We start from the raw sequence: 24298 nt of genomic DNA on the forward strand, positions 1-24298 counted from the left end.
GCGCGAGACGTATCCGGAACGAGGAGGCCATGCGCACACCCCGCAGGACCCTGGGCGAGGAAACCCCAACCCGGTCCGCGCCCCCGGCGCGCGGACGGCGGGCGCACGCCGGCCCGCCCGCCGACGAACACCGTGTGCAGGGGCCACCACCGGACAGCCCCCGGTCCACCGCCGTGGCCCCGGCGAGATGGCGGCTCCGCCCGAGGACCGTGCGGGCGAAGGTCGTCTCGCTGCTGATGGTGCCCGTCGTGTCCCTCCTCGTGCTCTGGGGATTCGCCACCGTCACCACGGCGCAGGACGTGGCGCGGCAACGGCAGGTGCAGCGGGTCGACGAACAGATCCGCGCCCCCGTGAGCGCCACCGTCGCCGAGCTCCAGGCCGAGCGCCGGGCAGCGGTGCGCTATTTGGCGTCCCCTCAGGGGGCCGGCGACGAACGCGCCGACATATTCGAGCAGCAGGGCAAGCGCACCGATGCGGCAGTGGCCGGGCTCCGGCTCGACGACGACCACACCGTTGCCGCGGGCGCGGACCTCCCGCGAGCGGTGACTTCCGGACTCGAAGCGTTCGTGGCCAGTGCGCAGCGGTTGAGTGCCATGCGCGTCGGCGTTGTCGACCGCATCGCCGACTGGGACAAGACGTACGAGCAGTACACCCGGACCATTGAGGCCGCGTTCCGCGTCACGGGATCACTCACCGGCATTCAGGAGGCCAGGCTGGGCTCCGACGCGCGCGTGCTGCTCGAATTCGCCCGGGCCGGCGAGATGTTGTCGCGCGAGGACGCCTTGCTCACCTCCGCACAACTCGGCCGGACCTTCGACGTACAGCGGCTGCGCCTGTTCGGCGGAACCGTCGAGACCCGCAGGAACTTGACCGCGTCAGCCGTGGGCGATTTGCTGGGCCCCCAGCGCGAGGCCTGGCGCGCACTCACCAGGGGAAGGGCGTACGACACCCTGCTCACCGCAGAGCAGGCGGTGGCCGCCGCCGAGCCCGGCCGGAAGGCGGCGCTCGCCGTCCCGGTGGACACCTGGGAGCGGGCCCACACCAGCGTGCGGCGCGCCGTACGCGCGATCGGCTCTCAGGCCGACGGGAACGCGGCCGGCGGCACGGACCCGCTGGCCCGCAGTGTGCTGACCCCGGCGGGCGCGGCCGTACTGCTGGGGCTCGTCGCCGTGGTCGGCTCCCTCGTCATCTCCGTACGCATCGGCCGCGGCCTCGTCGTCGAACTCGCCGGCCTGCGCAACAACGCCCTGGAGATCGCCCGGCGCAAACTGCCGCATGCCATGCACCGGCTCCGCGCCGGGGAGGAACTGGACATCAAGGCGGAAGCCCCGCAGGGGCGGCCCGCCGAGGACGAGATCGGCCAGGTCGGTGAAGCCCTCGCCACGGTGCACCGCGCGGCTCTCGTAGCGGCTGCCGAACGCGCCGAACTGGCCGGTGGGGTCTCCGGGATCTTCGTCAACCTCGCCCGGCGCAGCCAGGTACTGGTCCACCGTCAGCTCAACCTGCTCGACAGCATGGAGCGCCGCGCGGACGATCCGGGTGAACTCAGTGACCTGTTCCGTCTCGACCACCTCACCACCCGGATGCGCAGGCACGCGGAAAGCCTGATCATCCTCTCCGGTGCGGCCCCGGGCCGCGCATGGCGCAAGCCCGTGCCGCTGACGAACGTCGTCCGTGCCGCGGTCTCCGAGATCGAGGACTACGCGCGCGTGGAGGTACGGCAACTCTCCGAGACGGCCGTCGTCGGCGCCGCGGTCGCCGACCTCACCCATCTCCTCGCCGAACTCATCGAGAACGCCGCCCAGTTCTCCCCGCCGCACACCAAGGTGCGCGTCAGCGGCGAACTCGTCGGCAATGGATACGCCCTGGAGATCGAGGACCGCGGACTCGGCATGGGCAAGGAAGTGCTCGCCGAGGCCAACCGCAGGATCGAACAGTCCGAGGCCCTCGAACTCTTCGACAGTGACCGGCTCGGGCTTTTCGTCGTCAGCAGGCTCTCCTCCCGCCACGACATCAAGGTCCATCTGCGCACCTCGCCCTACGGCGGTACCACCGCGGTCGTCCTGCTGCCGGTCCCCCTGTTGCAGAGCGCCGTCACCAGGAAGGACAGCACACCGCGGGACACGGGCCACACCGGACGCGGGGAGCAGCCGGAACTGGTGGAAACCGGCTCGCCGTCCCGGCCCGCCCACGGCCCAGGTGTCGCTAAGCAGGGGCGCACGAACGGCACCGCGTTTCCCGCGTCACCGTCCCGCCCGGCCCTGGCCGGGCGGCAACGGTCACCGGCGCCCGCCGGAGTCACCGCACTGCGCCCCCGCGACCGTGCCGCCGGCGAAGGCGCCCGGGAGGGAAACGCGACGGCGATCCGGGAGCCCGAGGGGGAACTCCCGCGCAGGGTCCGGCAGGCCAGCCTCGTCCCGCAACTGCGCGAAGTCGCCGCTCCGGAGACCACCGCACCCCACGCCTCTTTTGGTGAGGGCCCGGACGATACGCACGAGCGCACCCCGGAGCAGGCAAGGGAGCGGCTGACCGCCTATCGCAAGGGATGGGCCCGGGGTCGCGCGGCGCCGCGCGGCCCCCACTCCGGCAAGGGCGAAGGCCACGGCTCCGCGGACCGCGGCAGCGAAGGAGACCACGCATGATCGAGCACGAGAGAACCGGGGCCGCCGCTCACCCTCGCGGTGAGTTCGGCTGGCTGCTGGAAGACCTGGTGGCCGGGGTGGGCGAGATTCGGCACGCGGTCCTGCTGTCGAACGACGGTCTGGCCGTGGGCATGTCGAGCGAGCTGAACCGGGAGGACGCCGAACACCTGGCCGCCGTCGCCTCCGGATTCCACAGTCTGGCCAAGGGCGCGGGACGGCAGTTCCACATCGGTGGCGTACGCCAGACGCTGGTGGAGATGGACCACGGCTTCCTGTTCGTCGCCGCGGCGGGCGACGGCTCCTGCCTGGCCGTCCTGAGCACCGCCGCCGCGGACATCGGCCTCGTCGCCTACGAAATGGCCCGGCTGGTCAAACGTGTCGGCGAGCACCTGTACGCGCCGCCCCGCACATGACCGGGGGCAGGGGCCTGGACCCCACCGACCGGGGCAGCCAGTGGTACGACGCCGACGCGGGCCCGCTCGTACGCCCGTACGCGATGACCGGGGGCAGGACCAAACCGGGTCCGAGCGGGGTGCGGTTCGACCTCATCGCGCTGGTCGTGGTCGTGGACGGCGCACCGGGCAGCGCCGAGGAATCGCTGCTCGGCCCCGAACACCGGTCGCTGCTCGCACTGTGCCGCGCGGAGCCCCAGTCCGTCGCGGAGCTCGCCGCCGACGCGGACCTGCCCGTGGGTGTGGTCCGGGTACTGCTCGGCGACCTGCTCGAATCCGGCTACGTACAGATCAGCAGGCCCGTTTCGCCTGCCCAGCTACCCGACGAGAAGATCCTGAAAGAAGTGATCGATGGGCTCCGAGCGCTCTGACGACAAGGGCGGGCAGACGACCGCCCTTGCGTTGAAAATCCTGGTCGCCGGTGGCTTCGGCGTCGGCAAGACGACCCTCGTCGGCGCCGTCAGTGAGATCCGCCCGCTGCGGACCGAAGAACTGCTCAGCGAAGTGGGCCGGACGGTGGACGACACCGGAGGCGTGGACCGCAAGACCACCACGACCGTCGCGATGGACTTCGGACGCATCACCATCAGGTCCGGGCTCTCGCTGTACCTCTTCGGCACACCGGGGCAGGACCGCTTCTGGTTCCTGTGGGACGAGCTGTCCCAGGGGGCCTTGGGCGCTGTGGTCCTCGCGGACACGCGCCGTCTCGAAGACTGTTTCCCGGCAGTCGACTACTTCGAGCACCGGCGCATCCCTTTCGTGCTGGCGCTCAACTGCTTCTCGGGGGCGCGGACTTACGGTGCACACGAAGTCTCACGCGCCCTCGACCTGGACCGGGGGACACCGGTCGTGCTGTGCGACGCACGGGACCGGGACTCGGGAAAGGAAGTGCTGGTGCGCCTGGTCGAGTACGCGGGACGGATGCACACTGCCCGGCTGCTCGACTCCGCCGGCTAGCCCCGATACGCCCTTCGCAACCGTCGAGCCTGACGGGACGCGGATGCGGAGGCGGACGGGAGTGTGAACGCGCGTGCAAATGCGGATGCGAATGCGGATGACGACACGCTTGCCGCGACGGCGACAGTGGGGAAGGGTTGCTGCGCATCAGGGGTAACGGGGAACGGGTGAACGGGGAGGGCTGGAACAATGGCGCTGGACAAGGGACTTGACTGGCTGCTGGACGACCTCACGAGCCGGGTCGAACATGTGCGGCACGCCCTCGTACTGTCCAACGACGGTTTGGTGACCGGAGCGAGTACGGACCTGGCACGGGAGGACGCCGAGCACCTGGCCGCCGTCTCGTCCGGGTTGCACAGTCTCGCCAAGGGATCCGGGCGGCACTTCCGGGCGGGCAAGGTCCGCCAGACGATGGTCGAGTTCGACGACGGAGTCCTGTTCGTCACCGCCGCGGGTGACGGTAGCTGTCTGTGTGTGCTGAGCGCGGCCGAAGCCGACATCGGTCAGGTCGCGTACGAGATGACGCTGCTGGTCAACCGCGTGGGGGAACATCTCGGGGTCGCGGCCAGGCAACCGGAGGGCTTCACCGCGAGCACGGACGTCTGATTCGCCCGGCCAGTCGCTCGACCCCGCTCTGACCTGGGCGGACTCGCCTGGCTGCGGAGTTATCCACAGGCCGGGCGAGGATCGGACCGTACGGGCTACGGTCGTCACCGAGAGTATTCGCATCTCACGGGGAGACGACAACATGGCCGTACAGGAAGTAAACCGCGCTGCCGGTGCGTCGGCAGCGGCGCAAGCACGAGAGCGAGCCTCGGTATCGGTACAGGTGCCGTCGCCACCGGCACCACCGGCACCACCGGCACCGGCGAGGCCGCTGGCCCCGGCCAGGGCCGCGCAGGAGCTGGGGCTGAAGCGAGCCGAGCTGGACCTCGCCGTCCAGCTCGGCCACCTCCGGGCCACGCCGGACCCGGCGACCGGGCGGCGCCGGTTCGCCCGCGAGGAGATCGACAGGCTGCGGGCGGCGCACGGGACCCCCGAGGCACTGCGGGAGCGGGTGCGGACGGTCGGCACCACCGAAGGCGCCCTGCTCATGAGCATCAGCCCGGCCCGTTTCACCCGGCTGGCCCGTACCGGATACATCAGTCCTGTGCGGTTCTACCTCAACCGCTACCGGGCGGTTGTCTGGCTCTATCTCGCCGAGGACCTCAGGGCGTTCGCATCCCGCGAACCGGGCCTGCTCACCGGCCGGTCCCCGGAGGCGATGCGCAGCATGTTGGCCGCGGGGGAGGACTGGCGGACCCGCAACTGGCGCGCCCGGCGCCTCGGCCTGCTGACACGGCAGACCAAGGATCCCTGGGAGCGGGCGGCCATCATCAGCTCCGTGCTCGACCCCGTCCAGTTCGCGGAGGTCGTCGACGACCCCTATGAACGCGCGTACCTCCACAAGCTCCGGCCCGAACCGGCCGTGGGACACAGCGAGTCGGCCGCGGCGCGCGAGGTCGCCGACGGGTTGCTGCTGGCCGACGACCCGGACGAGATTCTCTGGCAACGGGTAAGCCTGGCCCTGTTGTTGGACGACGCCCGCGACCACCGGTCCGCCCCACGCCCGGACGCCGGGCGACCGCTGCCAGCCGACGCCCACCAGGACGCCGGGCGTCCATTGCCTGACCCTGCTCCACCGGAGGGCGGCCGACCGATGCCGGCTCCTGACCGCGCGGACCGTGAGCGGTCACGTCCGACCCACCCGCTTGAGACGTCTCGGGGGCTCCGCGGCTGGCTCCACCGAAGGAGGCCACCTCACTGAGACGTTCACGGCGCGCGGCCCTCGGTGCCATGGCGGTCAGGGGCGTACGCCCCCGGCGCCTCCACCGCCGTCCAGGCGGGCGATGCGCCGCTGCGCGGCGAACGCCGCCGCCGGGTAACGCGGATCGGGCCGCAGGGCGTACTCGCGCAGACATGCTTCGGTGAACTTGATGACGTGCTCATCGCCGTGCTCCGCCGCTCGCGCACCGAGCTCCGCCAAGGGCGGCAGATCCGGCACCTCCAGCTGCCAGTCCATGGTGCCCTCGCCACGCCGGTCGGTGGTGAAGGCCAGCAGGAAGGCGGTGTGCACCTGCCACAACGCGGCCAGCGTCGGCTCGTGCAAGGCGTGCGGCAGGTGCGGGAGGACGATGCGCACGGCAGCGGGCGCGGTGACTCCGTGGATCAGCGGGACCGGGAAGACCTCGGGGTGGCCGAGATACACATCGGCGAACTGCACGGTCATCTCGCTCAGCAGCCTGGGCGCCTGATCCGGCGCGAGCCAGTCCAGCGCCTCCTTGTACCCGGGTGCGCTGTCGAGTGTGTCGAGCCGTTGCCGGGCGGCCCCCGGGCCCATCGGGCCATCCGGTGCCCGGCGGGGCAGTGCGGCGATCGCGGCGGGCAGTTCGTAGGAGCCGCGCAGCCGCGCGTGGCCCGGCAGTTCGGTGTAGCGGGCGGCCCAGTACGCCAGGCCCCGGGCCAGTTCGCCCAGTTGCAACGGGGTCGGCTTCTCGGCGGCGTACAGACCGCGTACGGCGTGTGCGGTGCGGATGAGACCGTGCGTAAGCCCGGCGAACAGGCCGGGGAGCAGGCGGGGCCACCACCGTACGAGCACCTCGCGCCAGTGGGCCTCGGCCAGCTCGCGGGTGAAGAGCTGCTCCCAGTCTCCGGCCCGGTTGAAAACCCCAAGCACCGGCCGCCAGGAGGTCTCGTCGGCGGGGTCGATGGCGAAACGCGCGGCGGGCGGCTCGTGGTGCGCCATGGCGCCCCTGTACCGCTCCACCCACCGCGCCACCTCGTCCTCGTGCCCGAGCAGAGCCAGCGCCTCGGCACCCATGGGGCCGTGATTGGCCAGGTCGACCCCTTGGCCGCGCTCGTACCCGAGATCGTCCATGCGCTCCAGGGCTTCGTTCAGTGCATCGCTGTAGCTGATCGACGGCATGGGCCAAACCTTTCGGATATCCCAACAGTTTGGAAAACCAAATCATCTAGACTCGCAGTATGCCGCACACACACGAGGTCGGGAAGGCGTCCCGGCTGCCGACCCCCGAAGAGGTCGAAATCGTCGCGCTCGTACCTCTGTTGGAGCCTTTCTTCCGTGGTGCGGTGGTGCGGGAGCTCATGCCCGAGCCGATGCGCGAGGCCATGGAGTCCAACGGGCTGACGCCGCGGCACGGTGCGGTGCTTCCACATCTGTTGGCCGGTCCCGCCCTGACTGTCGGGGAAATCGCCCGCAGGCTCCACGTCTCCCTGCCCACCGCCAGCGAGTTGGTCGGCGGGCTGAGCCGGGCCGGCATCGTCAAGCGCGAGCAGGACCCGGCCAACCGGCGCCGGGTCCTGGTGTCGCTGGCCGACGACTATCGCCCGCATCTCGAATCCTTCGTCGCCCGACGCATGGAGCCATTGCTGCACGCACTGGACGGGCTCACCGCCAGTCAGCGGGCTGGGTTCCTCGCGGGCCTCACGGCCTGGGTGCGCGAGGTGCGGAACTGAGGCGCGGAACTGATACGCGGAGGTGCGACTCCGCAGGTGAGGCGCAGGGCTAGGGAGTGTCGAGAGGGGCCGGGGTGGGACGGCCCGCGTCGAGCTCCAGCCGGTTGCCGGTGAAGCCGCTCTGGAAGCGGCGGTCGTGGGAGACGACCACGACCGCGCCACGGTAGTTCGACAGGGCCTCCTCCAGTTCTTCCACCAGGGTGAGCGACACGTGGTTGGTCGGTTCGTCGAGGATGAGGAGATCCGCGGGCCGCGTCACCAGGCGGGCCAGTTCCAGCCGGCGCTGCTGGCCGACAGACAGGGCCGGGACCGGCACGGCCAGGTCCTCCTCCCTGAACAGGCCGAGGGCCAGCAGCTCCTCCGCATGCTCGTCGGCGGGCCCCCGAAGGCCCCGGGCGAAGGCCGCCAACAGCGACTGCCGGGGCAGTACGGAGGGGAGCTCCTGCGGCAGATAGCCGAGTCGTTCCGGGCGGCGGACCACGCCGTCGTCGGGCTGCAGATCTCCGGCGATGACCCGCAGCAGCGTGGTTTTTCCTGCCCCGTTGGGGCCGCTGACCAGCAGCCGTTCCCCGGCTTCGATCCGCAGCCCAGGGACGTGCAGCCGGTTGCCGACCCGCACCCCTGAGAGCTCGGCGACAGGTTCCTTCGCGACAGGCCCGTCGGTGGGAGCGCCGCCCCCCGCCGTTGTCAGGTCCGCACGGAACCGGAGAGGTCGCGGAGGGGCAGGGACGGGGTTCTGCCGCAGTCGCTGCAATCGTTGGCGGGCAGCTCTGACATGCCCGGACAGTTTCGCCTCGTGGGAGCGGCGGTGCTTGCCGAAGCCCTCGCGCGGATCCTTTCCGGTACCGGCCAGCCGCTGACCGGCCGATTCCAACAGCGCATCGGTCCTCGCCATCTCGGCCAGCCATTCCTGATGATCCTGCGCCCAGCGATGACGGGCCGCGGCCTTCGCCGTCCGGTAGCCGTCCCACCCGTCGCCGTAGCGGGTGACGTCCCGCAGATCCCGGTCCACCTTAAGGATCGTGTCCGTGACCCGGGAGAGGAAGGCGCGGTCGTGAGTGACGGTGACGACCGTGCCGCGATGTGCCCGCACGTGCTCCTCGAGCCAGGCGGCGCCCTGCCGGTCGAGGTGGTTGGTGGGCTCGTCGAGCAGAAGCAGTTCGGGTGCGGCAGCCAGTACGCAGGCCAGCGCGAGGCGGGAGCGTTCCCCTCCGGAGAGGGAACCGAGGCTGCGTTCACGGGTGAGGTGAGCCAGGCCGAGGCCGTGCAGAGCCGCGTCGACGCGGGCGTCCGCCCGGTAGCCGCCGCGGCCCTCGTAGCTGGTCAACAAGTCTCCGTAGGAAGCCAGTTCATCCGGTGTCGCGTACGCGAGAGTGGCCTCGGCCTCCCTGATCCGCGCTTCGAGGACACGCAGATCCGCGAGCGCGGCGTCAACGGCGTCCTGGACGCTGTTCCAGGACGCGAGGTCGGGTGTCTGGGCGAGATGGCCGCGGCCTCCGGGAAAAACGGCGGTGACGCTACCCGTGTCCGGATGCTCGGAGCCGGCCATCAGGCGCAGCAGGGTGGACTTGCCGGAGCCGTTCTCCCCGATGACACCCACCTTTTCGCCCGGGCGGACGGTGAGAGAGACCTGGTCGAGTACGGACCGGTCGCCATAGGCCTTGGACACATCCTTCAACACCAGTTGGGCCATCGCTGACCGGGCCGTCGCCGGCCGGGTCGCGGTTGACGGCGCCGTGGGCAATGGGGTGTGACGGAGCATGGAGAGACCCCCTTGGGGTTCGTGCCCCTCGCCGCGCGCACGGCGCGGCGGGGAGGGGTTCTTTCGGACCGGGGGCAGCGCGCGTGCAGGTGCGGGACGAGTACCGGCAGGGCTGCGGGAGAAGGACAAGCGGCAACCGCGGTCGACGCGCGGCTCAGGCCACGGATCGTCGAGCGGCGCGCAGCGTCAGCACGCCGCGTCCATGCCCGGAATCACAGAAAGAAATAGAAAGAACCCATGCGCACAAGCCTAGGCCATCCCCTGTCCATGCGCTCATGAATATTTCCGAGCCGCCCCCGAGGCGATCACGGAACCCGGTCGCGACACCCGCGCGAGGGCCCGGGCTCCGCGTCCTCGCCGGTGGATTCAGCGGCTGGGCACAGAACCGACGCCGGTCGGCAGACCGTCCGATACGGATTCGGCGTACCCCGCCCAGATCCGGGCGGGGTGGCCGTCACTGACGTTCTTGAGGGCGACCTGTTTCTGGGTCTTGACGTCCTCGCCGAAGAGCCCGATCGAGGCGATCAGGTCCGGTGTGCCGCCGATGAACCACTGCGCCTTCCCGTCGTCGGAGGGACCCGAAGTGCCGGTGACGGCCCGTCCGCTCTCGCTCGCCCTCGGGGGAAGGACAAAGCTGCCGCCCTTCATGGCGCCGGTCAGGGAGGTGGCGAGGAAGGAGTTGACCAGTTTGGCGGCGGGTGGACTGATGGCCCGGCCGCCCACTGCTTTCGGCAGACGAGTGCGCTCGTCGTCGCGCTGCGCCGATTTCACGATCGAAGGCGTGACCTTGTTGCCCTCATTGCTGAACGAGGCGTAGACACCGGCCATTTCCAGCGGAGCGGCTCCCATCAGCCCGAGCGACGTCGCCTGCGATGACGCGAAGCCGCTGGAATCCGTACGCATACCCAGACTTTCGGCGGTCCGCCTGATGGCGCCGGGGCCGACGTCGTGCTTGCCGTTGGCCTTGCCCTCCGCCGAGGTGGCAAGGGCGACCGGTTCGAAGGTGACGCCGGCCTGGTAGTCGGAGCGGGTCGCGTTGTTGAGGTAGTGCCGGAAGTAGTCGCGTCCGCTGTAGAGCGCCAGAACGTGGCCGTCCCGCGGGTCCATCGAGACCGCCCCGGCCTGCCGGTCGGGATCCGGCTTCGGCTTGCCGGACTTGGGGTCCCGGCCCGCGGCGGCGAGCCCCGTCGTGACCGCACGCTCCAGCGCCCGCTGCTTGGCCGGATTCACGTGGAGAGTGATCTTCCAGCCGCCGCCCGCCAGTTCCTGCTCGCTGACGCCCGCGTCCATCAACTCCCGCCTCGCGGTGTCCACCAAGTAGCCCGTCTGCCCGGAGAGGCCCGCGCCGGGCTTGGGGGCAGCCGGCTCGGGGAATTTCATCCGCTCGCGGGCCCCCCGTTTCAGCCAGCCCTCCTCGACCATGTTGTCGAGCACATAGCCCCAGCGCGCCTTCACCAGCCGTTTGCCCGCGGGGGCCGCGACCGCCCAGTCGTACTGGCTCGGCGCCTGCAGCAGAGCCGCGAGGTACGCGCCCTGCTCGACGGTCAGCTTCTCGACCTCCACGTTGTAGTACGCACGCGCCGCCGCCTGGACGCCGTACGCGAGCCGCCCGTAGTAGCTGGTGTTCAGATAGCCCGCGAGAATGTCGTCCTTGGAGTCGTGCCGGTCGACCTTCAGCGAGATGATCAGCTCCTTCACCTTGCGGCTGACGGTCTGTTCCTGGCTGAGGTAGTAGTTCTTGACGTACTGCTGGGTGATGGTCGAGCCGCCCTGCTTTTCCTGGCCCGTCACCGTGCTGGCGATGCCGCGGGCGGTGCCCGACAGGGAGATGCCCGAGTCCTTGCCACCGGCTTTCCGCGACGCACCGGCTTCTCCCGCCTGTCCGGCCCTGTCGACGTCGCCGACTCCATCGACGCCATCGACGTCTACGGTCCCGCCGACTCCGCCCGCCTTCCGCCGCTCCGCCGTCCGCTCCGGACTCCGCCTGATACGCATGGCGCCATCCTCGGCACCGAAGATCTTGGTCAACCGCAAGGGACGCATCGGTCGCCGCACGGAGGTGTATCAGCGGTGTATCGGTTCTGCCTCGGGACAGGAGGGGCCGCCGGGCAGGCGGAGGGTGGCGAGGGCGCCCCCGTCTGGCGCATTGGTGAAGACCAATTCGGTGCCGAGGACCGCGGCCTGGCCGAGCGCGATGGTGAGACCCAGGCCATGGCCCGTACCGCGTTCACGGGCGCCGGTACGAAACCGCTTCGGGCCGTCCTTGAGCAGCGTGTCCGGATACCCGGGACCGTGATCCCGTACGGTCACGACCCTGTCGGCGCCGGCCGTTCCGCCCAGCACGGTGACCGTGACGGGAGCCTTGCCGTTCCGGTGTGTGTTGACGATCAAATTGGTGATGATGCGCTCCAGCCTGCGCGGGTCCGTCCAGACCGTCACGGCCTTTTTGGATCCATACGCCGCAGGCTCATCCACGTCATCCAGGGCACCCACCGCATCCACCCCACTCACGGCACCCACCGCACCCACCGCATCCACCCCACCCGCGGCACTCACCGGACCCTCCGCGTCCTCAACGCGGAGCCGGACGGGCAGGCCGATGCGGATGACGATCTCCTCCAGCAGCGGACCGAGGGCGCACGGTGACAGATCGGCCTGCTCCGCTCCCGCGTCCAGCCGGGAGATCTCCAGGAGCTCCTCGACCAGGGCGCTCAGGACGCGTACCCGGTCCCGTACGTACCCGGCAGCTTCCCCGTCGGGCAGTAGTTCGGCGGAGGTCACCAAACCCATGAGCGGGGTGCGCAGTTCATGGGCCACATCGGCGGTGAAGCGCTGCTCGCCGCGCAGCCGCTCCTGAAGCGCGGCCGCCATCGTGTCCACGGCCATGGAGATCTCGGCGATCTCGTCGTGCGGGCGGGGCGCCGCGGAGATCCTGGCGTCCAGTTCCCCGGCCGCGATGCGACGCGCGGTACCGGCCGCGCTCCGCAGCCTGCGGCTCATCCGCCCTGCGGTCAGCACGCCCAGGGGCAGCACCACCGCGGTGGTCGTCACCCCGCCAGGACCATGTTCGCGTCGAGCGCGCCGATGTCTCGCATGGTGGTGGTCATGTTGACGCGTACAGAGAGGACTTGGCCGCCGGCCGGGCGCGCCGACCACATCGCGGGACCGCCCGGCCCGGCTGCGGGCCTGTCTGCGGGCTCGTGGTCACGGCCGGACTCGGCGTCGGGTCCGGCGTCGGGTCCGGCGCCGAGGGGATGGCGCGCCCGCCCTGCGGTGTGACGGCGGCCAGCACCGTGCCGTTCCAGCGGTAGCGAACGGTGAAGCGGGCGTTGTCGGCGGTGGAGGAGATCACCAGGTCGGCGCCCAGGGTCTCGCCGGTGAGCCCCAGCGGACCCAGGCTGGTCAGGACCGGTCGGACCGCGCTGCCCGAGGCCCGGTAGACGTGGATCAGAGTCAGCCCCGCGGATGCCTCGTCCCACGCCACGACGACTTCGTCGCGCCCGTCGCCCGTCACGTCCCGGTACACGGGCCGCCGCAGGCCGCAGTCCACGCCGGGGCAGTCCGCCAGTGCGTTCCGCACGAGTCGCGGCACACTGGGGTCCTTCTCCAGCAGCTTCTTCACCGACGCTTTCCGCAGCCCGCTCGCGGGCGCGGTGACGCCTTCGACGACCGGGTACCGCCTGGTCGGGGGAGTGGGCCCGCCCGCGTCGGGCGGAACCGGCGGAGCGTAGTCCGGCCACAGCGGCGAAGCGCTGACCGGCGGGGAAAGGCGGGGCGCCGTGCCCCCGTCGCGCGCTCCGGTCTCCGACGCGCAGGCCGTCAGCCCCAACAGGGCCGCACCCGCGGCCAGGGCGGTCAGGAGGGGCCGCCGTCGATCAGGGGGGCCGGTGTGGGGGAAGCGGCGCATAGGGACGTCAGCGTACTGGTGTACGGACAGTCCCCTGTCGGGGCGTGCGTCAACTGGTTGCCGTTTCGGCAAGAAGAATTGCCGTGCGGCGGGCGCCAGGCGGACCATCTCTTATGGGCGACGGGCGGAGGCACTTCGCGTGCACGCCCCAACAGGATCCGAGCGGCGCTACGGCAGCGGGACCTCGGGTGCGCTGCCGCGGCCCGTCAACGCCGGCCTGACCACCGGCGCGACCCGCCCGGCTGTCGCGCGCCCGGCGGAACGTGGACCGCGTCATGAGCAACCCCAACAAGGAGACCCCGATGGCCGACGACGAAACCAGCACCTCGGACGAGGCGTTCTGGGACGGCCGCTACGCGCAGAGCGACCGGATCTGGAGCGGTAACCCCAATACCGTCCTGGTCCGCGAGGTCACCGGAACGAAGCCGGGCCGCGCCCTCGACCTGGGCTGCGGCGAAGGGGCCGACGCGATCTGGCTCGCGGGACAGGGGTGGCGCGTCACCGCCACCGACATCTCCGGGGTCGCCCTGGCCCGTGCGGTCCGGCACGCGGCGGCGGAGGACGTCACCGACCGCGTCGACTGGCAGCGGCACGACCTCGGAGCGTCCTTCCCCGAGGGCGCCTTCGATCTCGTGTCGGCCCAATTCCTGCACTCACTCGGCGACATGCCGCGCGAGGAGATCCTGCGGTCCGCGGCCTCGGCCGTCGTACCAGGCGGGGTGCTGCTGGTCGTCGGACACGCGGGATGGCCTTCCTGGGAGCACAACCCCCAACCCGGGGTGCACTTTCCCACGCCGCAGGAGGTCCTTGAAGCACTCGAACTCCCCGACGGGCACTGGGAGGTGCTGATCAGCGAAGAACATGCGCGGATCCAGACGGCTCCCGACGGGGAGCCGGGCACCCGCACGGACAACACCCTGAAAATCCGGCGAACCGACCGCTCGATGCCCGTCTGAGGCCCGTCCGATCGCCCGAGGAGCCACCCCGGCGATTATTCGGTTGCCTTCCGGGGCGGCGATGGGCTGTACTCCCGATGACGGCCTTTCGACCCAGGAGATGATTATGCGCGGAGCGTTGATGTCCAACCAGAAGGGGAATGCCACCTATCTAAAGGACATGACGCTCAGTGAGTACGTTGAACCTGGGGATTCTGGCGCATGTGGACGCCGGTAAAACGAGCCTGACCGAGCGGCTGCTGTACGCCGCCGGGGTCATCGACGAGATCGGTAGCGTCGATGACGGAAATACCCAGACCGATTCCTTGGCGCTGGAACGGCAACGCGGCATCACGATCAAGTCCGCCGTGGTGTCGTTCGCCATCAAGGACGTCATGGTCAATCTGATCGACACACCCGGCCACCCGGATTTCATCGCCGAAGTGGAACGGGTGTTGAACGTGCTCGACGGCGCGGTGCTGGTGATCTCCGCCGTCGAAGGGGTGCAGGCACAGACCCGCGTGCTGATGCGGACGCTGCGACGGCTGCACATTCCCACCCTCGTCTTCGTGAACAAGATCGACCGCCGTGGGGCGCGATACGACGACGTACTGCGGGCGATCTCCGAGAAGCTGACGCAGACGGCGGTTCCGATGGGCTCGGTCCACGACATCGGTACCCGCACCTCCGGATTCGTCCCCCACGACGCGGACGACGCCGGGTTCTCGGCGGGGCTGACCGAGGTGCTCGCCGAGCACGACGACGAGTTCCTTGCCGCGTACCTCGACGACACCACGCGGCTCACCCACGGGCGCCTGCGCGACGCGCTTGCCGCGCAGGTCGGGCGGGGGCTCGTGCATCCGGTGTTCTTCGGCTCGGCGGCCACCGGGGCCGGTGTGGACGCGCTGACCGCCGCCATTGAGGAGTTGCTGCCGCGGGCCGAAGCCGATGCGGACGGCCCGGTCTCGGGCACCGTCTTCAAGGTCGAACGGGGGCCGGCGGGGGAGAAGACCGCGTACGCCCGCCTGTTCTCCGGGACGGTGCGTGTGCGCGACCGGGTGCGATTCGGGGAGAACGGGGAGGGGAAGGTCACCGCGATCAGCGTCTTCGGACCCGGCCCGGCAGACCCGTGCACATCTTTCTCCGCGGGCCGCATCGCGAAGCTCCGCGGACTGGGCGACGTACGGATCGGCGACACGCTCGGCGAGCCGCGAACGGCCGCCGGGAGCCACTCTTTCGCCCCGCCGACGCTGGAGACGGTTGTCGTACCCTGCTGCCCCGCCGACAGGGGCGGGCTGCGTCTCGCGCTCGACCGGCTCGCCGAGCAGGACCCATTGATCAATCTGCGGCAGGACGACGTCCGTCAGGAAATGCTCGTCTCGCTCTACGGCGAAGTGCAGAAAGAGGTCATCCAGGCGACGTTGGCCGACGGCTTCGGTATCGACGTCGAATTCCGTGGCACCACCACTATTTGCATCGAGCGGCCCAGCGGCAGCGGCGAGGCCGTCGAGGTCATCGAAAAGGATCCCCATCCATTTCTCGCCACCGTCGGATTGCGAATCGACCCGGCGCCCGCTGATTCGGGTGTGCGTTTTCGGTTGGAGATCGAGCCGGGCGCGCTGCCGCTCTCGTTCCGCAGGGCGATCGAGGAATCCGTACGGGAGACTCTGTCCCAGGGGCTCCACGGGTGGCGGATCCCCGACTGCACTGTCACTCTGACGCATTCCGGCTACTGGCCACGGCAGAGCCACGCCCACGCCACCTTCGACAAGAGCATGTCGAGCACCGCCGGAGACTTCCGCAATCTGACCCCCCTGGTCCTGATGGGCGCGCTGCGCCAGGCCGGCACCACAGTGCACGAGCCGATGCACCGGTTCCGCCTGGAACTCCCGGCGGACGCGCTCGGCTCGGTGCTGCCCGTGCTCGCACAGCTGCGCGCCGTTCCGCGGACCACGCGGACACGCGGTTCCTCGTACGTCCTGGAGGGGGTCGTTCCGGCCGCGTCGGTGCATGGGATCGAGCAGCAGCTGCCCGGCCTGACCAGTGGCGAAGGCGTGCTGGAGGCCGCCTTCGCCAGCTACCAACCGGTACGCGGCACGATCCCGTCCCGGCCACGCACCGGTCACAACCCGCTCAACCGCAAGGAGTACCTCATGAACGTCGTACGCGGGGTGTCGGGAGGGATCAGCGGCGGAGCAGCCGGACATGAGTCGCGGCCGCGGAGCTGACCTGGTCCGCGACACGGTAGCCGTGGATCCCGTCCCCCAGGTTGTCGAGCAGTCGTTCGCCCCCGCCGGCGAGGATCGGGACGATGGCCAGGTGCAGTTCGTGGATGAGCCCGGCGCGCAGGTACTGCTGAACGGTGGCCGGGCCTCCGCCGATCCGCACGTCCTGCCCCGAGGCTGCCTCGAACGCCCGGTGCAGCACCGTCTCGATGGGCTCATCGGTGAAGTGGAAGGTGGTCCCGCCCTCCATCGGCACCGACGGCCGCAGGTGGTGGGTGAGGACGAACACATCATGGTGGTAGGGCGGGTTGGGGCCCCACCAGCCCGTCCACGACTCGTCCTCCCACGACCCGCGCTGCGGCCCGAACATGTTGCGCCCCATGACGGTGGCACCGATGTTCTGCTCGCTCCGGTCGAGGTGGTCGACGTCGATCCCCGTTCTGCCTTCAGCGCGGTCGCTCATCGCGGCGAACATCCACGCGTGCAGGTCGTCGACGCCGTCGCCGAAGGGCGCTTCCAGCCGCTGGTTGGGACCGACGGCGTAACCGTCCAGGGAGATGGTGAGGTTGTGCACGCGTGACTTCGGCACGGTGTACTCCTTGGTGCGTCCGGAAGGAGGCCTGCTGAGCCCAACGGCGGGTCGCCGGGGGCTGTGCTCGCTTCCACCCCTACGTCGATCGAGATACGGGTGGATCGACAGCCCGCTCCAAGAATCTTTTTGCCGGTCAGGTTTTCCCGCGCAGAGATACGTCGACGACCTCGGCGATCGCGTTGGTGTAGCGCACGATGCCCGGCGAACGCACGGGACACGGGCGGGACCTCTTCGTGGTCGGGGCGAGACAGAAGTGCAGATGATCGTCAGCGCGGTGCAGGGAGGTGAGCCCGCCCGTGCAGTCCCGCGCGCGGGCCCGCTCCTCGTCGTTGCAGGGCAACTGCCTCGTCCAGGTGTAGCGGTCGCCCGCCGGGCTCACCCGCCGCCCCGCGTCCGCCACGGTGTCCGGACCGGAAGCGGCCTGCGCCCGGTAGATGTCGTTGACCCGGCGGACCCGGTCCGGCGCGAAGGCGTCCGGAGCCTGGAGCACCCACACGATCCTGGGCCGGGGGATCCCGGCGTCGCGCGCCGCCGTCGCGATCTGTTCGGTGAGAGCCTTCGCGTCGGCCGCGTACCGCGTGTAGTACCGAGCGCTGCCGCCCTGGGGGATCGAACCCATGCACGGCGTGTAGCCCCACGAGTTTCCCCAGAACTGCAACACCACGACGCTCGGCGTCTCGGCCCCCACCAGCGCGGCCGCCTTGTCCCGGGGCGGCACCAGGGAGTCGCGCTGTGTCTCGGTCAGGTAGTCGCACAGGGTCGTACCGGAATGCGGCGCACTGTGTACGGTCGCCCGCCCGGTAGCGGAGACCCGGTCTGCCAGGGCCGCCTGGCTCTCCATGGCGAGGGAGTCGCCGAGGTACAGGACACGTGACCGCTCCCGGGGCTGCCGTTCCTGCGGCTTCGGTGCCTTCGGGGTGGGCGTGCCCGGCCCGGATTCCGCGGACCGCCCGGCTGTGGGCGGACCGGGAGCGACTGCCGGGGGAGCGGTGGGGACGTCCGAGGGATCCGAGCAGCCCGACACCCAGAGCAGCGCCAGTACAGCCAGTGCCGCGCACCGTCCACGCCTCACAGCAGCTCCCTCCCGCCCGGCCATGAGGGACCACAGTGGACCCGGAGGGCACAGAGGTCCAGACCGTGCGCACGGCAATACGGGGCACACGCTCAGCGGGACACGGGACGCCGACCGGGTCCCCCGAGGAGACTTGGGCGTCCGGGAAGTGTCAGGATGTCGGTATGACGAGCAAGGTTTACTTCGACATCACCATCAATGACGAGCCCGCCGGGCGGATCACCTTCGACCTGTTCGACGACGTGGTCCCGCTGACGGCGGAGAACTTCCGCGCGCTGGCGACCGGCGAGAAGGGCTTCGGCTTCAAGGGCTCGTCCTTCCACCGTGTCATCCCGGACTTCATGCTCCAGGGTGGCGACTTCACCCGGGGCAACGGCACCGGCGGCAAGAGCATCTACGGCGAGAAGTTCGACGACGAGAACTTCAAGCTCAAGCACACCAAGCCGGGCCAGCTCTCGATGGCGAACAGCGGGCCGAACTCCAACGGCTCCCAGTTCTTCATCACCACGATCGTGACCTCGTGGCTCGACGGCAAGCACGTCGTGTTCGGTGAGGTCGCCGACGAGGAGAGCCTGAAGCTGGTCAAGAAGATCGAGGGCTACGGCTCCTCGAACGGCAAGACCAGCGCCAAGATCACCATCGCTGACTCCGGGGCGCTCTGACCAGCTCCTGCCGGATTCACACGTGCCGGGGGGCGGCGAGACATCGCCGCCCCCCGGCACGTGTGCGTACAGCGGCACTCGGCGACTCCCCGAGAGGTCGCGGAGGTCATACGACGCCGGGGCCCAGGTCCCGTGGTCCGTACAGGGCGGCATCCGTCCCGGTGGCGAGGGCCCAGTACCGGTCGCCGAAGGACCAGTGCCACCACTCCGTGGGGTAATTCACCAGCCCCGCCGCCGTCAGGGCGGCTCCCAGGATCTCCCTGCGCGCGCGTGCCTCGTCGCCGATGCCGTCCGCGGCGGTGTAGCAGGCCCCCGCACTGTCCTCCGGACTCGCGTTCATCGGCGTGCCCAGTTCGAGCTCGTGTCCGTCCGCGTCGGCCAGCGTCAGGTCGACGGCGGCGCCGGCGCTGTGCGGTGCGATGTGGGGCGGTGATACATAGCGGCTCGCCGACGCGGCGACCTGTTCCGGGGACCACTCGGGGTGCGCGGTCCGCAGTTCATCCGCGTACTCCTCGAAATAGTGCCGCTGCAGGGACAGCGGCCGGTACCCCTCGACGAAGAGCAGGCGCAGGCCGCGCGGCAGTGACGCCTGCGCCTTGACGAGCCGGCCGAGGACGCCTTCGCGCAGGAAGCAGAAGACTCCCGCGGCGTCCTCCACGCGTACGTCGACCAGCAGCGCCCCGTCGAGGCGAACGTCGACGAGCGCCTCACCGCACCCGCGGACAGGCACGGCGGCGACGCGCGGGTCCGACATCAGGATGATCTCGTTCATGCGGTGATCATCCCCGAGGGGCGGTACTGCTCCCGTCGCCCGGGTGGATGTCAGCGCGCGATGCGGCGTTCCGCGGCGGCGATGGAGAAGTCGTTGATGCTCGCGTATCGGCGCCGCATCAGGCCGTTCTCGTCGAACTCCCAGTTCTCGTTGCCGTAGCTGCGGAACCACCGGTTCTGGTCGGTGCGCCACTCGTACTCGAAGCGGACGGCGATGCGGTTGCCGGTGAAGGCCCACAGCTCCTTGCGCAGGCGGTAGTCCAGTTCCCGCTGCCACTTGGCGCGCAGGAACTCCACGATCTCCGGGCGCCCGCTGAGGAACACGTCGCGGTTGCGCCACTCGGAGTCCTCGGTGTAGGCGAGGGCGACGCGCTCGGGATCCCGGCTGTTCCAGGCGTCCTCGGCCGCCCGGACCTTCTGCTCGGCGCTCTCGGCGGTGAACGGCGGAAACGGAGGCCTCTGCTCGGTCATCAGTAATCCCTTCCTCATCGGAGAACGGTCGTTCTCCTCCTGGTGGCAGCCTAGGAGAACAGTCGTTCTCGCGCAACGTTCGCAGCGGAGGGAATTGGTGCGTCACCCCTGCCCGGCCCGGCAGGAGGGGGGTAGCTGTCACATTCCGGCTACAGGGCAGGTGCGGGGGAAGGGCGGGGGTGCGACGGGCCTAAGCTCCTGGGCGTCGGATCATTGTGCGGGCCGGGTGAAGATGTCATGGCAGAACGCGCATCCAATGCGCTGTTTCGTGCGTTCATTGAGCCAGGGGCACTCTCATGTGACCGCACCACAGGGGTATTTGGGGTATTCATCTTGAAAATTAGTGTTATGAGCATGCGCCGCGCGTCCGCAGTGGCCATCACCGCGGGCGCCGTTCTGTCGGCCGGTGTGCTGGCCACGCCGGCGCAGGCCGCCGCGGTCCCGACGCCGAGCATCGTCGCCAAGGGCGGCTTTGTCATGAACAACGGCACGGGCAAGACTCTCTTCGGCAAGGCCGCGGACACCCGTCGGGCCACCGGCTCCACCACCAAGATCCTGACGGCCAGGGTTGTGCTCGCGCAGCCCAACCTGAACCTGGATGCCAAGGTCACGGTCCAGAAGGCGTACAGCGACTACATCGTCGCCAACACCGCGTCCTCGGCGCGTCTGATCGTCGGCGACAAGGTCACGGTGCGTCAGCTGCTGTACGGGCTGATGCTCCCGTCCGGCTGTGACGCGGCATACGCACTGGCCGACAAGTTCGGCAGCGGTTCCACGCGAGCCACGCGGGTGAAGTCGTTCATCGGCAAGATGAACACCACGGCCAAGAGCCTCGGCATGAACAACAGCCACTTCGACTCGTTCGACGGCATCGGGAACGGCTCTAACTACTCGACGCCGCGTGAGCTGACGAAGCTGGCCAGCAGTGCGATGAAGTACTCCACGTTCCGTGCGATCGTGAAGACCAAGTCGACCAAGCAGAAGGTCACGACGAAGAGCGGTGGCTACCGCTACATGTCGTGGGCCAACACCAACAACCTGCTCGGCAGCTACTCGGGCGCCATCGGCCTCAAGACGGGCTCCGGCCCGCAGGCCAAGTACTGCCTGGTCTTCGCCGCCACCCGTGGCAGCAAGACGGTCATCGGCACGGTCCTCACCTCTTCCTCGTCGGCGAACCGCACGACGGACGCGAAGAAGCTGATGGACTACGGCTTCAAGAAGTAGCCCGATCCGGGCAGGTGAAGGGGCCGGTTCACGACCATCCAGTCGTGAACCGGCCCCTTCGTTCTGTGCGGGGCGACGCCGACCCGGTGGGAGGCGCCCGCCGGGCGCGGTCGGCGGACGCGGTGGACGATGAGAGCTGTGGACGACGTATGCAGCGCCGCCGAGCGCTTCCGCCATGGCATTGAGGCCTCCCGGGACGGCTGGCCGGACCTCGTCTATCTGCCGTTCAAGAGCTTCCCCGCCGGGACGTGCTGGCCCACGACCGTGCTGCTGGCCGACTACTTCGCCCAGTGCGGACTCGGCCGGTGGGACCAGTACCGCGGCGCGCGCACGGACCGGCAGACCCACGCCTGGCTGGAGCGGGACGGTGTCCTGGTGGACATCACCGCTGACCAGTTCCCCGGCCGGGACCCGGTCATCGTGACCCGTGACCGGTCCTGGCACCACACCGTGTTCCCGTCCGCGCAGGGGCCCGAGGCCGTCCGGCTCGCGGACATCGGCAATGAGCCGGGCGAAGAGGCCAGAGCCCTGTACGCCGTCATCTGCCGGTACCTGCGCTGAAGGGCGAGCGACGCCGAAAGCTCTCTTCACAGGACATTTGCTGCGTAGTCGCGTCCACTTCAGGTCCGCTTCAGGATCATTGCTTCATGGTGTGGATCACGTGCTCGCCGGGCACCGTCGCCGGTGCTTCAGCCCCGCACCGACCGACGCCCCCGCCTCGTCAGTGTCGACGAAGCGGACGCCCGACCGGCGCCGTGACCACCCACGACCCGACCACACCACGCGCTCATCAGCGTGTAGGAGGCAGGCCACCTTGCAGCAACTCATCGCGCACGCCCGTTCTTTCGAAACCCGCTGCGCCGAGCGCAGCGAAGACCTCAGCAGGCTCGCCGGCGGACAGTCGCCGCAGGTCCTCTTCATCACGTGCTCCGACTCGCGCGTCGTGCCCTCGCTGATCACCGGCGCGGTCCCCGGCGACCTCTTCGAGCTGCGCACCGCCGGCAATATCGTCCCCAGATACAGTAACGAACACCCCGCCGGTGAGACCGCGACCATCGAGTACGCGGTAAGCGTCCTGGGCGTACGGCACGCGGTCGTCTGCGGGCACTCCCACTGCGGGGCCGTCGGCGCCCTGGTGCGCGACGACGACCTGCGGGCCGTACCGGCGGTGCGCGATTGGCTCGACAACGCCGCGCCGGAGCGGCTGCGCGACAGCGGCGACGCCGCGTTCGCCGCATCACCCGACCTCGCCGATGCCGTGCAGCGGCACACGCTCGCCCAACTGGAACGGCTGAGGGCCTATCCCTGCGTACGCGAGGGGATCGCGGCCGGGCAGCTCTCGTTGGACGCCTGGTTCTACGAAGTGCACACAGGAGCCGTACGTCGCCACCGCCCGGAGACGGGAACCTTCCAGCCGCTGTAGGCGCGGCGCGGCGTCCCCCACGACCCGCGCTCCCCGCCGCAGTTCCCGTTTACCGACGTCGACGAACCGGAGAATTCGTGCGCCGCAAGAATGCTGTGCTCGGCAAGATCAGTAACCTCAGCCCCACCGATGTCCGGCGTGACGTCCTCGCGTCCCTCGTTGTTTTTCTCGTCGCTGTTCCCCTCTGTGTCGGTGTCGCCGTCGCCTCCGGGGTACCCGCCGAACTCGGCCTGATCACCGGCATCGTCGGCGGACTCGTCGTCGGCTGCCTGCCCGGCAGCTCCTTTCAGGTCAGCGGCCCCGCGGCAGGACTCACGGTCCTGGTGCACGAGGCCGTCCAGCAGTACGGGCTCGCGTCCCTCGGCGTCCTCGTCCTGGCCGCGGGTCTCCTCCAGCTCGCATTCGGCGCCCTGCGCTGGGGGCGCTGGTTCCGTGCGATCTCCGTAGCCGTGGTGCAGGGCATGCTGGCCGGAATCGGCCTCATCCTCGTACTGGGTCAGGTCTACGCCATGGCGGACGCCGACCAGCCGGACAGCGGCCCGGCGAAGCTCGCCGGACTGCCCGGTCTGTTCACGCACATCGTCGGAAGCACCGGGGCGCTCGCCGCGTTCGCCGTCGGCGTGGGGACCCTCGCCCTCCTGGTGCTGTGGCCCCGGATGCCCGTGAAGGTGCGGTTGGTTCCGGGCCCGCTCGTGGCCATCGCCGTCGCGACCATCGCCACGGCGGCGTTCGGACTGCCCATCGCCAAGGTGGAGGTGCAGGGCCTGCTGGAGTCCATCCAGCCGCCCGGCATCGGTGAACTCGGCTCTCTCGCCCAGGTGTCGGTCATCGGCACGGTTCTCGCGTTCACCCTCATCGCATCGGCGGAGAGCCTCTTCAGCGCCGCGGCGGTCGACCGTATGACGGATGGCTCGCGCACGGACTACGACAAGGAGCTCATGGCCCAGGGTGTGGGCAACACCGTGTGCGGAGCCCTCGGCGCCCTGCCGATGACCGCGGTGATCGTACGCAGCGCGGCGAACGTCCAGGCCGGTGCCCGGACCAAGCTCTCGCGTGTCCTCCACGGCTTCTGGCTGCTGCTGTTCGCGGCGCTGCTCCCGGCTGCTCTCGGCGTCGTCCCCCTCGCGGCGCTCGCGGGTGTCCTGGTGTACGCCGGGGCCAAGCTGGTGCCCGTACAGCTGCTGCGGCCGCTGTGGCGCGAGCACCGTGGAGAGGCCGTGATTCTCGGGGTGACCGCGGTCGCCATTGTCGTCACCAACATGTTCGAGGGCGTCCTGCTGGGGCTGCTGCTCGCTGTGGTGAAGACCGCCTGGGAGACCTCTCATGTCAGCCTCGAAATGAGTGAGTTGACCGGGGGGCGCCTGACTGTCGTGGTCACCGGCAACGCGACCTTCCTGCGGCTCCCCAAGATCCTGGACGCACTGGAGGCGCTGCCCGCGGACAGGCCGGTGGAATTGGACCTGTCCGAGCTCCGCCACCTGGACCACGCCTGCCGCACCGCTCTCGACAACTGGGCCGCCCAGCACAACGGCGCGGACGGACCGCCCCCTTCGACTCAGATGCCGCTGACGACTGCGGGCAGCGCGGCCGGAGGGTAACCCCCTGCGCGACCGGCGCCGGCTCCCACCGTTCCCTCGCGACGGTGGGAGCCGGCGCACGTCCCGGTGCCCCCGGAAGGGGCGGGAGG

Annotated in this window: 23 protein-coding genes; 14 read left to right on the top strand and 9 right to left on the bottom strand. The window is 70.0% G+C overall.

Features of this window, described 5'->3' with window-relative positions; all coding sequences use genetic code 11:
• Window positions 1-29: 29 nt before the first annotated feature.
• From ACLLJJ_RS39495 to ACLLJJ_RS39520, 6 genes are all read left to right on the top strand, one after another.
• A complete protein-coding gene (locus ACLLJJ_RS39495; protein ID WP_434599581.1) occupies window positions 30-2642 on the top strand; it encodes a sensor histidine kinase in 2613 nt (870 codons plus the stop codon).
• Window positions 2639-3055, top strand: a complete 417-nt coding sequence (locus ACLLJJ_RS39500) for a roadblock/LC7 domain-containing protein (protein ID WP_434599582.1) — start codon at window positions 2639-2641, stop codon at window positions 3053-3055. Before ACLLJJ_RS39495 ends, ACLLJJ_RS39500 begins: the two co-directional genes overlap by 4 nt.
• Complete coding sequence (locus ACLLJJ_RS39505; protein WP_434599584.1) at window positions 3052-3465, top strand: DUF742 domain-containing protein; 414 nt, start codon at window positions 3052-3054, stop codon at window positions 3463-3465. Before ACLLJJ_RS39500 ends, ACLLJJ_RS39505 begins: the two co-directional genes overlap by 4 nt.
• On the top strand, window positions 3446-4051 hold the full coding sequence (locus ACLLJJ_RS39510) for a GTP-binding protein (RefSeq protein WP_434599585.1): 606 nt from the start codon (window positions 3446-3448) through the stop codon (window positions 4049-4051). Before ACLLJJ_RS39505 ends, ACLLJJ_RS39510 begins: the two co-directional genes overlap by 20 nt.
• A gap of 189 nt (window positions 4052-4240) precedes the next feature.
• Window positions 4241-4657: a roadblock/LC7 domain-containing protein gene (locus tag ACLLJJ_RS39515; RefSeq protein ID WP_434599586.1), complete on the top strand. Its 417-nt coding sequence runs from the start codon at window positions 4241-4243 to the stop codon at window positions 4655-4657.
• 223 nt (window positions 4658-4880) lie between these two features.
• Window positions 4881-5858 carry a DUF6397 family protein gene (locus tag ACLLJJ_RS39520; protein WP_434599587.1) on the top strand — a complete coding sequence of 326 codons (978 nt, stop codon included), beginning with the start codon at window positions 4881-4883 and terminating at the stop codon, window positions 5856-5858.
• A gap of 36 nt (window positions 5859-5894) precedes the next feature.
• Here ACLLJJ_RS39520 and ACLLJJ_RS39525 read toward each other — a convergent pair whose 3' ends face one another.
• Window positions 5895-7016, bottom strand: a complete 1122-nt coding sequence (locus ACLLJJ_RS39525; RefSeq protein WP_434599588.1) for a questin oxidase family protein — start codon at window positions 7014-7016, stop codon at window positions 5895-5897.
• 59 nt (window positions 7017-7075) lie between these two features.
• On the opposite strand from ACLLJJ_RS39525, the gene ACLLJJ_RS39530 reads away from it, so the two are divergent.
• Window positions 7076-7567, top strand: coding sequence for a MarR family winged helix-turn-helix transcriptional regulator (locus ACLLJJ_RS39530; protein WP_434599590.1), 492 nt, complete (start codon window positions 7076-7078; stop codon window positions 7565-7567).
• 49 nt (window positions 7568-7616) lie between these two features.
• On the opposite strand, the gene abc-f is transcribed toward ACLLJJ_RS39530, so the two are convergent.
• The 4 genes from abc-f to ACLLJJ_RS39550 form a co-directional block, all read right to left on the bottom strand.
• Window positions 7617-9260, bottom strand: coding sequence for a ribosomal protection-like ABC-F family protein (abc-f, locus tag ACLLJJ_RS39535; protein WP_434600649.1), 1644 nt, complete (start codon window positions 9258-9260; stop codon window positions 7617-7619).
• 435 nt (window positions 9261-9695) lie between these two features.
• Window positions 9696-11324, bottom strand: a complete 1629-nt coding sequence (locus tag ACLLJJ_RS39540; protein WP_434599592.1) for a transglycosylase domain-containing protein — start codon at window positions 11322-11324, stop codon at window positions 9696-9698.
• 69 nt (window positions 11325-11393) lie between these two features.
• The gene (locus ACLLJJ_RS39545; protein WP_434600650.1) at window positions 11394-12329 is read right to left on the bottom strand and encodes a HAMP domain-containing sensor histidine kinase; all 936 of its coding nucleotides are present in this window, start codon (window positions 12327-12329) and stop codon (window positions 11394-11396) included.
• A 103-nt stretch (window positions 12330-12432) separates the two neighbouring features.
• Window positions 12433-13236, bottom strand: a complete 804-nt coding sequence (locus ACLLJJ_RS39550) for a hypothetical protein (RefSeq protein ID WP_434599593.1) — start codon at window positions 13234-13236, stop codon at window positions 12433-12435.
• A 302-nt stretch (window positions 13237-13538) separates the two neighbouring features.
• On the opposite strand from ACLLJJ_RS39550, the gene ACLLJJ_RS39555 reads away from it, so the two are divergent.
• Both ACLLJJ_RS39555 and ACLLJJ_RS39560 read left to right on the top strand, forming a co-directional pair.
• The gene (locus ACLLJJ_RS39555; RefSeq protein ID WP_434600651.1) at window positions 13539-14192 is read left to right on the top strand and encodes a class I SAM-dependent methyltransferase; all 654 of its coding nucleotides are present in this window, start codon (window positions 13539-13541) and stop codon (window positions 14190-14192) included.
• Between the two features lie 170 nt (window positions 14193-14362).
• Window positions 14363-16399: a GTP-binding protein gene (locus ACLLJJ_RS39560; RefSeq protein WP_434599594.1), complete on the top strand. Its 2037-nt coding sequence runs from the start codon at window positions 14363-14365 to the stop codon at window positions 16397-16399.
• Here the strand turns inward: ACLLJJ_RS39560 and ACLLJJ_RS39565 are convergent.
• Entirely contained in the window at window positions 16356-16985 is a 630-nt protein-coding gene (locus ACLLJJ_RS39565) for a dihydrofolate reductase family protein (protein ID WP_434599595.1), read from the bottom strand. The genes ACLLJJ_RS39560 and ACLLJJ_RS39565 overlap by 44 nt on opposite strands.
• Window positions 16986-17121: 136 nt before the next feature.
• Entirely contained in the window at window positions 17122-18060 is a 939-nt protein-coding gene (locus ACLLJJ_RS39570; RefSeq protein WP_434599597.1) for an SGNH/GDSL hydrolase family protein, read from the bottom strand.
• Window positions 18061-18224: 164 nt separating this feature from the next.
• On the opposite strand from ACLLJJ_RS39570, the gene ACLLJJ_RS39575 reads away from it, so the two are divergent.
• Window positions 18225-18722 (top strand): peptidylprolyl isomerase, encoded by a 498-nt coding sequence (locus ACLLJJ_RS39575; RefSeq protein ID WP_283519758.1) that lies wholly within the window; start codon window positions 18225-18227, stop codon window positions 18720-18722.
• A 106-nt stretch (window positions 18723-18828) separates the two neighbouring features.
• On the opposite strand, the gene ACLLJJ_RS39580 is transcribed toward ACLLJJ_RS39575, so the two are convergent.
• Both ACLLJJ_RS39580 and ACLLJJ_RS39585 read right to left on the bottom strand, forming a co-directional pair.
• Window positions 18829-19494, bottom strand: coding sequence for a M15 family metallopeptidase (locus ACLLJJ_RS39580; protein ID WP_434599598.1), 666 nt, complete (start codon window positions 19492-19494; stop codon window positions 18829-18831).
• 50 nt (window positions 19495-19544) lie between these two features.
• Window positions 19545-19964, bottom strand: a complete 420-nt coding sequence (locus ACLLJJ_RS39585) for a DUF1348 family protein (protein ID WP_434599599.1) — start codon at window positions 19962-19964, stop codon at window positions 19545-19547.
• 348 nt (window positions 19965-20312) lie between these two features.
• On the opposite strand from ACLLJJ_RS39585, the gene ACLLJJ_RS39590 reads away from it, so the two are divergent.
• The 4 genes from ACLLJJ_RS39590 (at window position 20313) to ACLLJJ_RS39605 (ending at window position 24209) form a co-directional block, all read left to right on the top strand.
• Window positions 20313-21188, top strand: a complete 876-nt coding sequence (locus ACLLJJ_RS39590) for a D-alanyl-D-alanine carboxypeptidase family protein (protein WP_434599601.1) — start codon at window positions 20313-20315, stop codon at window positions 21186-21188.
• Window positions 21189-21326: 138 nt separating this feature from the next.
• Entirely contained in the window at window positions 21327-21749 is a 423-nt protein-coding gene (locus tag ACLLJJ_RS39595; protein WP_434599602.1) for a hypothetical protein, read from the top strand.
• A gap of 253 nt (window positions 21750-22002) precedes the next feature.
• Window positions 22003-22611: a carbonic anhydrase gene (locus tag ACLLJJ_RS39600; RefSeq protein ID WP_434599603.1), complete on the top strand. Its 609-nt coding sequence runs from the start codon at window positions 22003-22005 to the stop codon at window positions 22609-22611.
• Window positions 22612-22688: 77 nt separating this feature from the next.
• Window positions 22689-24209: a SulP family inorganic anion transporter gene (locus tag ACLLJJ_RS39605; RefSeq protein WP_434599604.1), complete on the top strand. Its 1521-nt coding sequence runs from the start codon at window positions 22689-22691 to the stop codon at window positions 24207-24209.
• Window positions 24210-24298 lie beyond the last annotated feature (89 nt).

It is taken from the genome of Streptomyces sp. A5-4 (assembly GCF_051131715.1).
In the GTDB taxonomy this organism is placed as follows: domain Bacteria; phylum Actinomycetota; class Actinomycetes; order Streptomycetales; family Streptomycetaceae; genus Streptomyces.